Source organism: Halalkalirubrum salinum (assembly GCF_005543295.1).
Lineage (GTDB): Archaea > Halobacteriota > Halobacteria > Halobacteriales > Haloferacaceae > Halalkalirubrum > Halalkalirubrum salinum.
Genome location: NZ_SRSG01000059.1, coordinates 99,353 through 113,311 on the forward strand (window position 1 = coordinate 99,353; position 13,959 = coordinate 113,311).

14 protein-coding genes are annotated in these 13,959 nt (G+C 61.1%); 8 read left to right on the plus strand and 6 right to left on the minus strand.

Going from position 1 to position 13,959, the window contains the following annotated elements:
- Positions 1-83 precede the first annotated feature (83 nt).
- Positions 84-1,103, plus strand: a complete 1,020-nt coding sequence (locus tag E5K03_RS15870) for a threonine aldolase family protein (protein WP_138007786.1) — start codon at positions 84-86, stop codon at positions 1,101-1,103.
- 34 nt (positions 1,104-1,137) lie between these two features.
- Here the strand turns inward: E5K03_RS15870 and E5K03_RS15875 are convergent, their stop codons facing one another.
- Positions 1,138-3,426, minus strand: a complete 2,289-nt coding sequence (locus E5K03_RS15875) for a GAF domain-containing protein (RefSeq protein WP_138007788.1) — start codon at positions 3,424-3,426, stop codon at positions 1,138-1,140.
- A gap of 160 nt (positions 3,427-3,586) precedes the next feature.
- On the opposite strand from E5K03_RS15875, the gene alaS reads away from it, so the two are divergent.
- A complete protein-coding gene (alaS, locus tag E5K03_RS15880) occupies positions 3,587-6,355 on the plus strand; it encodes an alanine--tRNA ligase (RefSeq protein WP_138007789.1) in 2,769 nt (922 codons plus the stop codon).
- A 22-nt stretch (positions 6,356-6,377) separates the two neighbouring features.
- Positions 6,378-7,175: an alpha/beta fold hydrolase gene (locus tag E5K03_RS15885; protein ID WP_138007791.1), complete on the plus strand. Its 798-nt coding sequence runs from the start codon at positions 6,378-6,380 to the stop codon at positions 7,173-7,175.
- A gap of 25 nt (positions 7,176-7,200) precedes the next feature.
- On the opposite strand, the gene E5K03_RS15890 is transcribed toward E5K03_RS15885, so the two are convergent.
- The 3 genes from E5K03_RS15890 to E5K03_RS15900 form a co-directional block, all read right to left on the minus strand.
- The gene (locus tag E5K03_RS15890; RefSeq protein ID WP_138007792.1) at positions 7,201-7,854 is read right to left on the minus strand and encodes a hypothetical protein; all 654 of its coding nucleotides are present in this window, start codon (positions 7,852-7,854) and stop codon (positions 7,201-7,203) included.
- The gene (locus E5K03_RS15895; protein ID WP_138007793.1) at positions 7,851-8,459 is read right to left on the minus strand and encodes a hypothetical protein; all 609 of its coding nucleotides are present in this window, start codon (positions 8,457-8,459) and stop codon (positions 7,851-7,853) included. Before E5K03_RS15895 ends, E5K03_RS15890 begins: the two co-directional genes overlap by 4 nt.
- 70 nt (positions 8,460-8,529) lie before the next feature.
- A complete protein-coding gene (locus E5K03_RS15900) occupies positions 8,530-9,531 on the minus strand; it encodes a metal-dependent hydrolase (RefSeq protein WP_138007794.1) in 1,002 nt (333 codons plus the stop codon).
- A gap of 243 nt (positions 9,532-9,774) precedes the next feature.
- Between E5K03_RS15900 and E5K03_RS15905 the strand changes: the two genes are divergently transcribed.
- Positions 9,775-10,515 carry a type 1 glutamine amidotransferase gene (locus E5K03_RS15905; RefSeq protein ID WP_138007795.1) on the plus strand — a complete coding sequence of 247 codons (741 nt, stop codon included), beginning with the start codon at positions 9,775-9,777 and terminating at the stop codon, positions 10,513-10,515.
- Positions 10,516-10,540: 25 nt separating this feature from the next.
- On the plus strand, positions 10,541-10,900 hold the full coding sequence (locus E5K03_RS15910; RefSeq protein WP_138007796.1) for a 4Fe-4S dicluster domain-containing protein: 360 nt from the start codon (positions 10,541-10,543) through the stop codon (positions 10,898-10,900).
- 34 nt (positions 10,901-10,934) lie between these two features.
- Here the strand turns inward: E5K03_RS15910 and E5K03_RS15915 are convergent, their stop codons facing one another.
- Entirely contained in the window at positions 10,935-11,231 is a 297-nt protein-coding gene (locus tag E5K03_RS15915; protein ID WP_138007797.1) for a DUF7091 family protein, read from the minus strand.
- 175 nt (positions 11,232-11,406) lie between these two features.
- Here E5K03_RS15915 and E5K03_RS15920 point away from each other — a divergent pair, with 175 nt between their 5' ends.
- From E5K03_RS15920 to E5K03_RS15930, 3 genes are all read left to right on the plus strand, one after another.
- Complete coding sequence (locus E5K03_RS15920; RefSeq protein ID WP_138007798.1) at positions 11,407-12,336, plus strand: replication factor A; 930 nt, start codon at positions 11,407-11,409, stop codon at positions 12,334-12,336.
- Positions 12,337-12,963: an RPA family protein gene (locus E5K03_RS15925; protein WP_138007799.1), complete on the plus strand. Its 627-nt coding sequence runs from the start codon at positions 12,337-12,339 to the stop codon at positions 12,961-12,963.
- A 64-nt stretch (positions 12,964-13,027) separates the two neighbouring features.
- On the plus strand, positions 13,028-13,441 hold the full coding sequence (locus E5K03_RS15930) for a ribbon-helix-helix protein, CopG family (protein ID WP_138007800.1): 414 nt from the start codon (positions 13,028-13,030) through the stop codon (positions 13,439-13,441).
- Between the two features lie 35 nt (positions 13,442-13,476).
- Here E5K03_RS15930 and E5K03_RS15935 read toward each other — a convergent pair whose 3' ends face one another.
- Positions 13,477-13,932, minus strand: a complete 456-nt coding sequence (locus tag E5K03_RS15935; protein WP_138007801.1) for a DUF5814 domain-containing protein — start codon at positions 13,930-13,932, stop codon at positions 13,477-13,479.
- Positions 13,933-13,959 lie beyond the last annotated feature (27 nt).

Genomic DNA, 13,959 nt, shown 5'->3' on the forward strand with positions numbered 1-13,959 from the left:
GCATGTGACCAGCAAGCACGCTGAGGAAACCCTTTCGATGCGCCGACCGCTGGGTATTTGCCCGCTGATAGAGTGGGTTTGGTATGATCGATCTCCGCAGCGACACCGTGACGCAACCGAGCGACGCCATGCGGGAGGCCGCACGAGACGCCGACGTCGGCGACGACGTCTACCGAGACGATCCAACGGTGAACGAACTGGAGCGCCGGGCCGCCGAAGCGGTCGGCACTGAGGCAGCGCTCTTCGTTCCTTCGGGGACGATGGGCAACCAGATCGCCGTTCGGGTCCATACCGATCGCGGCAACGAGCTCCTCTTGGATTCGGAAGCACATATCTACCGCTGGGAGCTCGCGGGCGCAGCGCAGCTCGCACAGGTACAGACTCGGATCGTGGATGCGGGCGATCGTTGCGTCCCAACTCCCGCACAGATCCGTGAAAACTACGTCGCCGAGGATCTCCACCGGCCGGGTACGGGACTGCTCGCGCTCGAAAATACCCACAACTACCGCGGCGGGATCGCCGTCGAGAAAGCCCACATTGATGCCGCTGTAGACGCAGCCCACGATCTCGGCGTGCCCGTTCACCTCGACGGCGCGCGGCTTTTCAACGCCGCTATGGCACTCGATACACCCGCCCCGAAGCTTGTCGAATCAGTCGATTCGGTTATGTTCTGTCTCTCGAAGGGCCTCGGCGCGCCGGTTGGCTCGATTCTCGCCGGCTCGTCGGCGTTCATCGACGAGGCGCGACGGATCCGAAAGCTGCTCGGCGGCGGGATGCGGCAGGCTGGCATGATCGCTGCACCCGGCCTGCTTGCGCTCGAAAACGTCGATCGCCTCGAAATCGATCACACCAACGCGTCAGCGCTGGCAGCAGGACTCGACGCGATCGACGGTCTCTCCGTTCCCGACCCGGAGACGAACATCGTCGTCGTCGACAGCAGTGAGGCAGGGCTGCCCGCCGAGGAATTTGTCGATCGCTGCGGGGACGTCGACGTGCTGGGTGGCGCGTTCAGCGAGTACACCACGCGGTTTTGTACGAACTGGGATGTCGATCGCGGCGATGTGGAGACGGCGGTCGATCGGATCGAAACCGCGATCGCGTAGGCACAAAAACGAACTGTCTCCGCGGACGGTTCACTCACCGATCGTCGAACCGAAACACAAACCGAGCGCCACCACTGTCGCTTTCGGTGATCGTCACGTCCCACCCGTGCGCGTCAGCAATCCGTTTTATGATCGCCAATCCAAGCCCAGTCCCATCGTTATCGGTCGTGTATCCCGTTTCGAACACCTTCGAGCGCAGTTCGGGATCGATCCCGGGACCATCATCCTCGAAAAAAAATCCGTCTTTATCCGGCAGCGAGCCGACAGTCACCGTGACAGTTGCTCCTGCATGTTCGATTGCGTCGCCGGGCGGAGCCCGGTTGCCCGTAGAACCGTGTTCCACGCTGTTGCGAACGAGATTTTCAAAGAGCTCAGTGATCCGGCCGGGATCGGCGTCGAATTCGATCGAATCCGTAACCGAAAGCGTCGCATCTTCGGTCTCCACGTTCGCCCACGCCCGCCGTACGATCGTCTCTAAGTCGACCGGAATGGCCTCGTTGATCGCCGATCCCTTCCGCGCGAGCAACAGTAGGTCAGAGACAAGCGAGTCCATCCGCTCGATCGCCTCGGCGGCCTGCGTGAGGTGGTCGGTCTTTCCGGTGGTGAGCGCCAACTCGATGTAGCCGCTCGCGACATTGATCGGGTTTCGGAGGTCGTGGCTGACGATCCCGGCGAACTCGTCAAGTCGTTCGTTTTGGGTTCGAAGCTCCTCCTCGCGCTGTTTTTGTTCTGTAATATCCGTGTATATTGCGTAGCCGCTGACGTTCGCCTCACCCAACTGCAGCGGGATCACATGTAACAAAAAGTGTCGGGGACCGTCGGCAGTCTGGCGAGTGACCGCGGCTTTAACACTCTCACCGGACTGCAGTTTCTGGTTGAATTGATCGGCCTCTTCGCGGTTCGCCTGCCCGTCGGCCGGCAGTACGTAGTCGTCGATGCTCTCGCCGCGAACTGTTGATTCCGGGTAGCCGAACGTCTCCTCGAAGGCGGCGTTCGTCCGTCGGACGATCGGTTCGTCGTCGACAAATTCGAAGGCGATAGCCGCATCCGGGATGTTCGCAAACAGCGCCGCGAGCCGATCGTGTTCGGCGTTTCGTTTTCGCTCGCTGATGATTCGCTCGATCGTCTCGCGGACGTGCATCGCGAGCAACTCCGTGAGTTCGAGGTCTCGCTGATCAAAATCAGCCGTGCTGGTCGAAACCGCCTGGAACACACCAAACTCACCGATCGGGACGCTGATCCCCGAACGATACTCGTCTTTGGCTGGTTCGGACTTCTCGGACTCGGAGACGCTTTCGACGATCTTCGACTGGCCGGTCCGGTGGGTCCACCCGGCGAGCCCCTCGCTGATGTGCATCCGCCGCGCGTCGTCAGGTTCGGCATCCGACGAGTAAGCGGCAGGAACGAGGTACTCGCCCTCTACGCGCATCACTGCACAGCGAGCGAGCGAGAGGATCTCTTCGGCAATTTCGGCCATCTTCTCGAAGGCAGTCTGCTCGTCGGCGATCGTCGCCAGCTCGGCGGCACCGCTTTGGAGCCGCTCGATTCGAAAGCGGCTTTCACGGAGTGCGTCCTCCGACTCGATCCGCGATAGCGTCGCGGTCACGTATCCGACAAGCAGTTCAGTCAGCTCGAGATCCCATTCGGTGAACGCGTCCGGTTCGGTCGAGATCACCTGAAATACGCCGAACTCGCCGATCGGGACGCTGATTCCCGATCGGTACGTTCCGTGCGTCGGATTCGCCTCGGTGTCCGCGGTGAAATCGCTCACGAGCGACGATTTTCCCGTCCGAAACGTCTTGCCCATCATTCCATAATCGAGCGGTTGGGGCTCTTCGTCCCTGTGGGTGGTGATCTTCGGTACGAACTGGTCGTCTTCGACGATCGCGAGAAAACACTGCTCAAACGCGAGCACCTGCTTTGCGACGCGTGCAGTTCGCTCGAACAACTCCTCGCGGGATTGTGTCGAAACGAGTTCCGTCGCAGCCTCGTGAAGCGCACCGATGCGGGACCGCTCGGGGCGATCGTTTCGGATCGCGACCTGGTCGACGATGGCGGCGGGGTTGTCTAACCGCGTGAATCCGTCAATGCGGTATGTGCGATCAATGTCAGTCGGGTCGGTGTCCGCACAGTACACGATCGGAGTCTCGACATCGGTCTTGATCAGCTCTGTGGTGACGACACAGTCAACGCGAACGAGCGTCGACCGATCGATCGGACAGTCCGCTGAAAGCACTGTGTAGCGCTGCTCAAGTTGCGTTTTGAGACGCTGTTTGGCTGGTTCCGACGCGACAAGAAGCACGCGCGTGGTGCCATCGGACATGTAGGTTCCCTTACGAGAGTGACCGATGAGAAGAACGTTTATAATCGTTTCGTCCGCTTTCACGATGTTGAGAATTGGAGCAGCTTACGGGGTGCTGAACCAGCGCAGGAGGATCGTCACCTCGAAAGTTCTTTGCACGCTGATGAGCCAAAGAGAGATAATGAGCACGTTAGCGGAGGAATATCGCCTCGAGTACTTCGCGGAGGAAGGCTTCGAACGAAAGGAGTGTTCCTCCTGTGGAGCGCATTTTTGGACTCGTGATCACGATCGCGAGCTCTGCGGAGAACCGCCCTGTGAGGACTACAGTTTCATCGACAACCCGGGCTTCGACGAGTCGTTCTCGCTCACCGAGATGCGCGAGGCGTTCCTCTCGTACTTCGAAGACAACGGCCATACTCGCATCGACCCCTACCCAGTCGCGGCAAACCGCTGGCGTGACGATGTGTTGTTGACACAGGCGTCGATTTACGACTTCCAGCCGCTGGTCACCTCTGGGCAGACGCCGCCGCCGGCGAACCCGCTTGCGATCTCCCAGCCGTGTATCCGGATGCAGGATATCGACAACGTCGGGAAAACCGGCCGTCACACGATGGCCTTCGAGATGATGGCCCACCACGCGTTCAACGTTCGTGAGGACGCAGACGACGAGTACGCCTACGAGGGCGAGGTGTACTGGAAGAGCGAGACGGTTCGCTACTGTGACGGGCTGTTCGAATCACTCGGGGCAGATCTCGAAGAGATCACCTACATCGAAGATCCGTGGGTCGGCGGCGGCAACGCCGGGCCAGCGATCGAGGTCATCTACCGCGGCGCGGAACTCGCCACCCTCGTCTTCATGTGCATGGAACAGGACCCAGACGGCGAGTACGAGATGAAAGACGGCAACCGCTACTCGTACATGGACACCTACATCGTCGACACCGGCTACGGGCTCGAACGGTGGACCTGGATGAGCCAGGGAACACCGACCGTGTACGAGGCCGTCTATCCCGAGACGATCAGGTTCCTCAAAAATCACGCTGGAATCGAACACACTGACGGGGAAGAGCAACTCATCCATCGCGCCGCTAAGCTCGCCGGGCGGATGGACATTGACGAAGCAGAGGACATGGAATCTGCTCGCGGTGACATCGCCGAAAAGCTCGACGTGCCGGTCGATGAGCTCGAAGCGCTGATGGAGCCGCTCGAAGACATTTACGCGATCGCTGACCACTGCCGGACGCTCGCGTACATGTTCGGCGATGGCATCGTCCCCTCGAACGTCTCGACTGGCTACCTCGCTCGGATGGTGCTTCGGCGGACGAAACGGCTCGTCGAGAGCGTCGGAGTCGACGCGCCGCTCGACGAACTGGTCGACATGCAGGCCGAACGCCTCGGCTACGAGAATCGCGACACGATCCGCGAAATCGTCCGAAGTGAGGTTCAAAAATACGAAAAAACGCTCGAACGCGGCGGCCGGAAAGTCGAGGCGCTGGCCGACGAGTACGCCGCAAGCGGCGAGGCGATTCCGCTCGACGAACTGATCGAGCTGTATGATTCCCACGGCATCCAGCCGGACATGGTCGAAGAAATCGCCGAAGAGCGGGGTGCCACCGTCGAGATTCCCGACGACTTCCACTCGCTCGTCGCTGCCAGACACGACGACGCCGGCGGAGCCGCAAGCCGGACGGAGGAAGACGATCGCGTCGCAGACCTCCCCGAGACAGAGAAGCTGTACTACGACAACCAACAGCGCACGGAGTTCGAGGCCGTCGTGCTCGACGTCTTCGAGCGCGAGGATGGCTACGACGTGGTGCTCGACCAGACGATGTTCTACCCCGAAGGCGGTGGGCAACCGGCCGATCACGGGACACTTGTCACCGACGACGTCACCGCCGAGGTGACAGATGTCCAGCTCGTCGACGACGTGATCCTGCATCGGACCGATCGCGACCCCGGCACCGGCGAGTTCGTCCGCGGGTACGTTGCTGGCGATCGCCGCCGCCAACTCATGCGACACCACACCGCGACGCACGTTATCGGCTACGCAGCCCGACAGACCCTCGGCGAGCACATTCGACAGGCCGGCGCACAAAAAGGGACGACAAGCTCGCGGCTCGACGTTCGCCACTACGAGCGGATCACCCGCGAAGAAATAAAAGAGATCGAGGCGGTCGCAAACCGGATCGTTCGTGAGAACATTGCTGTTACCCAGGAGTGGCCCCACCGAAACGACGCCGAAGCTGAATACGGATTTGACCTCTATCAGGGTGGTATCCCGCCGGGAACGAACATCCGGCTGATCCACGTCGGCGACGATGTCCAGGCCTGTGGTGGAACCCACGTCGATCGGACCGGCGATATCGGCGCGATCAAGATCCTGAAAACAGAACCCGTTCAGGATGGCGTCGAGCGGATCGTCTTCGCAGCCGGGGATGCAGCGATCGAAACCACCCAGCGAACCGAAGACGCGCTCTACGACGCCGCGGACGTGTTGGACGTTGATCCACTCGATGTCCCAGAGACTGCTGAGCGCTTTTTCACCGAGTGGAAAGCTCGGGGCAAGGAGATTGACCGACTCACCGAAGAGCTTGCGGCCGCCCGAGCCGCAAGCGGCGACGACGAGGTGACGATCGACGGCACGCCAGTCGTTATTCGCCGTGTCGACAGCGATCCCGATGAGCTGCGGGCGATGGCGAACGCGATCGTCGACGATGGAACCGTTGCGGTGCTTGGCTCCGGTGCAGGCGGCAGTGCACAGTTCGTGGTTGGCGCACCGGAAGCATCTGGAATCAACGCCGGCGAGGTCGTAAGCCAACTTGCCGCGATGGTTGGCGGCGGTGGTGGTGGCCCGCCAGACTTCGCACAGGGGGGAGGGCCGGACGTTGACGCGCTCGATGACGCGCTCGAAAGCGCCGAAGAGGTGCTCGCGCGTCTCCTCGACGCATAGCCCCGCACAGCACTTCGCTTCCATGCCAACGGTCCAATCGAACGGTGCAACCCTGTACTACGAGGCCAGCGACGGTATCGACGAGCGTACTGACCGCGCGGATGATCCGGTCGTCTTTCTTGGCGAGATCGGCCTCGGCGTGTGGGCGTGGAGTTGGCAACACGACGCACTAACGGGGCCATTTCGGACGATCGCCTACGACACTCGCGGCTGTGGGCGATCGAGCGCACCAACGGGTCCGTTCACGATCGATGATCTCGTCGCCGACCTCGTCGAAGTGCTCCGGGCGGCAAACGTCCAGCGGGCACATCTCATCGGCTGTGGGCTCGGCTCGGCGACGGCAATGCAGGCGGCCGCGGACACGAACCGAGTGCGATCGCTTACTCTCATCGGTGCTGCGAGCACCGGCGACGCGTACGATCTCCGCCACCTCCGTGCATCTCCCGATGACGAGACGGCGATTCGGGAGACGACCCGATCGGCCGTCTCAGCTACTTTCGCCGAAGAGACACCGACTGCGATCGACGACATCGTCAACATGCGCGCCGACGAAGATGCGCCGCTCAGTGTGTGGGACGACCTCGTTGCCGCGCTCGAAACGTACGATCCCGGGCCACTCTACGAGGTAACTGTGCCGACGCTCGTCGTCCACGGCAGCGAGGACGCGATCGTTCCGATTGAGGCTGGCCGCTCGCTGGCCGACGCACTTCCTCGCGGAGAGTTTTTCGGCGTCGATGGGGCTGGTCACTTTCCACAGATCGAGCAACCACAGGCGGTGGCCGATCGGCTGTTTGGCTTTCTCGTGGCCAGCGATGAGTGACTGCCGGTCACACCGAGAACAACTGTCAGTCGGCACCGAACCGCGCAGCGAGACTCGCAGAGAAATCCGTGAGGTAGATTCCGCCCCAGATCGCGACGATGAGTCCGCCGATGCTGTTGAAAAGGAGGTCCTTGAGCGTGTCTGTTGCGCCGTATTGGATCAACACCGACTGCAGCCCCACTGCCCCAGACACGATCACGAGAGTGAACTCAAGTAGCTCCCAGAGAACGCCAAACGCAAGAATAAAAATCAGGATGACGATCGGCATAAACCTCGGCGGGATATGAACCGTGTCGGAGTGTAGTTCCATCGCCCGCACAGTCGCGTAGCCGGCAGCGGCGACAACCGATGCCGACAGTGCATGAGTCATATGATCCCACCACCAGATCTGCACGTAGAGGTTCACGTTGGCGCCGGGAATGCCGGCGGTACCGATCGTATGCAAAAAGGCGGCGCTCGTGATCCAAAGCGTCAGTCTCGGGTCCATCGGCAACCCATAGTCACGCTCAAGAATCTTCGGGAGCTGCGTAACGGTGAGTGCGACGATCGAGTTGACGATCACTCCGATGCTGCCGCGTTCGAGCCCGATGAAAAACAATCCGACCAGACACAGCTCCATACCGTATGAGAGCTGCTGCTGTCGTCGTTTGGACAATCGAAGAGAGCCAAATCGGGTCATGATTCCTCGAAAATCTCGGATTTCACCGACGACGGGAGCCGGTCCCTTGCAGAGACGAACCGCCGAAAATACCCCGCGAAGATCAGCCCTGCACCGATTCCTGCGATCATCGAGTAGAAGAACTCGAGCATCAACGCCTCGTTTGTGATCACGAATGGTCGCGAAAAGACTACGTCGAACCCCCAGCGAACGAGCGCCCACAGGCCCGCGGCAGCCATGCTCGAGGCGGCCACGAGGATGATCGCAAAACCTGTCGAGAACCGGACCGCAGTAAACGACTGTAATTCGACCGCGACCACGAGTCCGATCGCCGCGACTGCCAGGTACGTCCACACCGGACCGGTGAACAGCTCGGTTCCAATCGCTAATCCTAACACCGGCAGCGCTGCCAGTACAAGCACCTCCCACGGAAGCATCACGTACCACGATCGGTACGCAATCGGCGGGACGATCGCCAACGCTGTAACGACCAACGAGAACGCCGACCAGAGGAACCGACCCGTCAAGACCTCACCAGACCAGACAGCAAGAAGCACGAGCACCACCAGCCACGAGAGCGCCGCGTTCCGGCGGCTGTCGGCGAGAACGTTGTCGATCGCACTCATACGCGCTTGGTAGCCACCCGAAACAGGTAAATCGGCCGGTCAAGAGAGCTATGCGCCACTGCACAAGCGATCACAGCGCGAGGTAGGCGGCTCCGTACCCGACGAGGGCGATCGTCGTGCCGGCAAGCGCCGTAACAATAGCGGTCAACGCCGGGGTCGACCACCCGATGAAGAACTTCGTCCGCATCGAGCGAAGCGATCTGCCACGTGGCGATCGCCGTTTCGATCGTAGCCACGACACCGTCCCACAGAGGATGCCAACCAAGAGAATCGAGAACACGAAGTGATACGACACTTCGAGTGTCGGCGGGACCAGTACGATCGCCGCGAGGCTGTAGGTAGCCCCGATCGACGCGCTCGGATCCGAGTGGATCCACAGCGACCAACCCGCGACGTGTGCGAACGCGAGAACGGCCGCCCAGATGATCGCAAGCTCGATCGAAAACGCTGCAAGGAGGTGCAGCGTCGGGTCGGTGTGCAACATCACCCGCGTGCCAACGGCGGCGACGTCGAACGGATACAGGAGCCACGGCGGCTCGCCAGTGACCAGATCGCCCCACGGATGGCTCGCGAGCCCGATGATCGCCGCAAGTGCGATTGCTAGCGGCGACAGGTCGGTTCGTCGTCGTGCGGCGATCGCGATCGCTGCGCCGCCGAGTGCGAACGCACTCATCACGAGTGCGCCGACCGGCCCGCTCACAGCGGTTGCGACGACGACAAGCCCTCCAAGCGTAACGGTCCCGAGCAGGCGGCTCCTGTCGATCGACTGATGCCCAGCCCCTCGAGAGACGAGCAGCGCGAACGCGGGTGCGGCAACGGCCGCAATCACGATCGAATGCGTCATTGCGCGGTGGACGCCCTCACTAGCGGCCCAAAAGACCGTTGGGTCCGCCCCGATCAGCAGCTGACCGGCGTCGACCGTCGCAACCGCGTACACGATATCGACGTCCGGAAGTGCCCCGAACGCCCCTGCGAGGACGCCGAAGGCGAGCGACCGCTCGCTTGACCAACCGAACCGGTTGGCACAGACCGCAGCGATCGCAAACGCGAGGAGGGCGTGACCGATAAACACGGCGGCTATAAACGGTGCACACGAATAAGCGCCTCGCAAGTGACGTGATTCCGTGGCTCCCAGAGTCAATGTGGCTGTCTGAGCGATCGCAGGGATTGCAGAATCAACGCGGGAATCTAAGCGATCGCTGGCCCACAAGAATCAACATGGCTGTCTGAGCGATCGCTGGCCCACAAGACTGCCAACACGCGTAGCGGCCGCAAGGCATTTACTCACGAGCGGTAGATGAACATAGCATATAATATGAAACCGCGATTCGCGCTGTTGAACGCCGCCCACGGGGGCGACAACACCCGACGGAACTTCCGCCGGGAGCTGGACGCTGATCTCGTCGAATTCAACGTGACTGAGGGAGAACGACCGAGGGGATTTGACTACGACGGCGTTGTCGTCACTGGCTCGCGATCGTCTGTCTACTGGGACGAGCCGTGGATCGACCCGCTGGTCGAGTACGTCGCTGATGCAGCCGATCATGGCTTGCCAATTCTCGGGGTCTGTTACGGCCATCAGGTGCTCGCAGAAGCGCTCGGCGGCCACGTCGCGGCAATGGATGGCTTCGAGATCGGCTACAACACGATCGAACGGCTCACCGATGACGAACTGTTTGACGGACTGGAGCGTGAGTTCACCGCCTTTACGACTCACGGCGACGCAGTCGTTGAATTGCCGCCAGGCTCACAGGCGATCGCCCAAAACGAGTATGGCATTCACGCGTTCCGCCGCGGGCACTGCTTCGGCGTCCAGTTCCACCCTGAGTACGACATGCAGACCGCTCGGACGGTAACCGAGGGGAAAAAAGAGCGAATTGCGGCCGATCGGGTTGCACAGACCCTCGAAGAGATCACGCCCGAGAACTACGCGGCTGCCTGCGAGGCGAAGGTTATTTTCGACAATTTCACCGAGTACGTCCGATCGCTTACCGACGCAGATACAATGACACGCGAACGTGCGGCGATCGAGGACAGCACGAACGCGGGCGCTTAAGTATCCGTCCGCCCGAGTACCGCTGATGGGAATTGATCCGAACTTCGACGCGAACCGCGACCGAGCCGACGACGAGGATCTGCTGAAGTTCACCGAGGCGGGTGTCGAGTTCGATTCAGATGTCGACGTGTGGGGACCGATCGAACCACCCGAGAAGCTTGGCATTCACGGCACTCACGTTGCGGTCGACTATGACATCTGTTTGGCCGACGGGGCCTGTCTGGAAAACTGTCCGGTGGACGTGTTCACGTGGGTCGAGACGCCCGACCACCCCGAGAGCGAAAAGAAGGTTGAACCAACCCGCGAGGATCAGTGTATCGACTGTATGCTCTGTGTTGATATCTGTCCGGTCGACGCGATCGACGTGGACGCAAGCCGAAAGTAGCCTCCCGAATCGGCCTGCACGCAGACTGTGGCGCTCACCACACTTCGATCGAGCCGTCGTTGATATCCTCGACACAGCCCTGACAGTCTGGATGATCGGCGTCGTAGCAGGCGGGTCGGCCGGCCTCGTCGACCGGAACTGCTCGCCGCTCGGCGTGGCGGCGGCAGACAATCTTCGATCGGCCGGCGTCGTCGACTGGCAGCCGCGCTGTCGGATCCGATCCGCTCGGATCGTTGGTCTTTCCGTCGACGTAGGCGTGTTTGGCCCGCTCGTACCCACGGCCGGCCTCGCGGATTCGATCGCGGAGGAACTTGCCGATCCGATCGCTCATCGGTTCGGATTTGGGCTGGATCGACATAGGTCCGTTGCCCAGGAGCGGGGTGTTTTCGTGGCTCGTCGGAACGTCGTCGAGTTTCACTTTCACTGTCCTTGCGGTACCTTTTATGCGATGAGGCTCCAACCGTCATATGTCTCCCATTGAAAAACACCGCGGAGGCAGTGAGACCATGAGCGAATTGCAGACACACGCAGCCGAGATTGCGGCACAGTTCTCAGACCACTTAGACGTATCCGAAGCCGAGGTCGAGGAGAAACTCGACAACCTCGTCACGCAGTACAAGGTACCGATCGACGAGGCCCGACGAAGCGTCACGAACAGCTACCTCAACGAGGCCGGACTCGATCGCGAAGAGATCTCCGCAGGCGGCACCGAGGAAGTCCTCGTGAACGACATCGAGGAGGACGAACAGTGGGTGGACATCACCGCGAAGGTCGTCGATCTCTGGGAACCCGGCAGCGAGGCGATCTCGCAGGTCGGACTCCTCGGTGACGAGTCGGGAACGATCAAGTTCGTCTCGTTTTCGACCTCCGAGTTACCGTTGCTCGAAGAGGGGTCCGTCTACCGACTGGGTAACGTGGTGACCGACGAGTACCAGGGACGGTACTCAGTGAAGCTCAACCGCACGACCACGATCACCGAACTTGAGGAGGATATCGAGGTCGGCGACAATGCGATCGAAGTCGAGGGCGCGATGGTCGACATCCAATCGGGCTCGGGGCTAATCAAGCGTTGCCCCGAAGAGGGCTGTACCCGCGTGCTCCAGAATGGTCGGTGTTCGGAACACGGCAACGTCGACGGCGAGTTCGACCTCCGAATCAAAGCCGTCCTCGATGATGGCACAGCGGTGCACGAGGTGATCTTCAACCGCGAGCGAACCGAGGAGCTCACTGGCATCGAACTCAAGGAAGCAAAGTCGATGGCAATGGACGCGCTCGACACGTCAATCGTCGCCGACGAGATGCGCGGCGCGCTGCTCGGACGGTACTATCGAATTACTGGGCCAACGCTCAGCCGATACGTGCTCGCTGACGAGTTCGAACGCCTAGGTGCGCCGACAGATCATGAAGAGACGCTCATCAAAGCGAGGTCGATCTAAATGAGCGCCCAAGACGAATCCGTGCCGACCCGAGAGGTCGCTCGGCGCGTGTTCGCTCGTGAGTTCAACGACGCGAGTTACACGTTCAAAGAGTCTGACGACGATCGCGCCCCGCTGTACCTGCTGTTACCGACGGGTGAACGCGCCAACCGGGTGTTCGTCGTCGGGACGCTCACCGAGACCGAGGATGTCGGCGAGGACAGCGAGTACTGGCGTGGCCGGATCGTCGACCCGACGGGGACGTTCTTTGTGTACGCCGGCCAGTACCAACCAGAGGCCGCGAGCACGCTGCGTGAACTGGAGTCGCCTGCCTACGTGTCGATCGTCGGCAAGCCACGGACGTACGAAACCGACGACGGCACAGTGAACGTCTCGCTGCGACCCGAATCGATCACCGAGGTCGACGACGACACCCGCGATCGGTGGGTCACAGAGACGGCCCAGCAGACGCTCGAACGGATCGAGCACGCCGACGACGAGGCCAACGAGTACGGCCGGATGGCCGCCGAGCAGTATGAACTCGACCTCGAGTCGTACAAGACGATGGCGTTGTCGGCGCTGGAAAGCCTCGACGAAGAGTCAGATGTTGACGCTGACGCTGATGCCGGGACACATGAATCGATTTGAGGCGTATCCGCAGGCAGTCTGTCTGACGAACGTTTAAACCGATTGCCCGACATATTCTGGTGAGATGGGCAACAAAAACAAGACAATCTCCTTTCGCGTCAACGAGGACACCTTCGAGCGACTCAGAGAGATCGCCGAAGCGCGCGACCTGTCGCTGTCGGCGGTGTTCCGCGACTACGTCGACTCGCTCGTTGCCCACGACGGCCGAGTCCGAGTCGTGCCCGAAAACGACTACGAGGCCGTCGAGGACGAAGACGCCGAGCCGTTCCCGCCGCGGGTGGAGGTCCCAAAGAGCTTCGTTCGCGAGCATGAGCGGTTAGAGCTGGAAGCCGAACACCTCCGTGAACAACTCGACGAGCACAAGGCGTACGTGAACTACTTACAAGAACAGCTCGCCGAGATGGATCGCGACGAGGAGGTCATCTTCCTCGAAGAACTCGATGGGGACGACGGCGATCAGCCCTACCAGCTCGGCTGACCGTGGCAATTTCTTGTCTCGATCGACGCGCCGAATCAGCCGGTTAGCTCGCGCTTTGCTCGACGTGCCCGCTCGGACATCTTCCGATCGCCTTCCACATCAGCGAGTGTCTCGACGGCCTCGAGCGTCCGGACGGATTGATCGAGAAACGAGAGGATATCTCCAGAGTACGCATACAGCATGTACTCGTCGCCCATGACGTCGACGATCGCGTCCGGCCCCAACCCCTGTGCACGCAACTCGAGCAGGTAGGAAATGAACTTGCGCTCCGCACAGCCACAGTAGGGATTCGACTGACAGTCGCAGTCCAGAAAGTCCTCGGCAAAATCGAGCGCTCGATCGCGAGTCGCGCTGTCAAGCTTCGAGAGGCCCTCTCCGGTGAATAACACGTCAAGCGTCGCTCCAGCGAAGGCGCTCTTCGGGAAGCCCGTCTCCAACTGGGAGGCGATCTGGCGGTGATTCTTGACGTAGATCTTGTCGGTGATGGCCACAGGTAGTTGGACGTAGTCGATCGGACG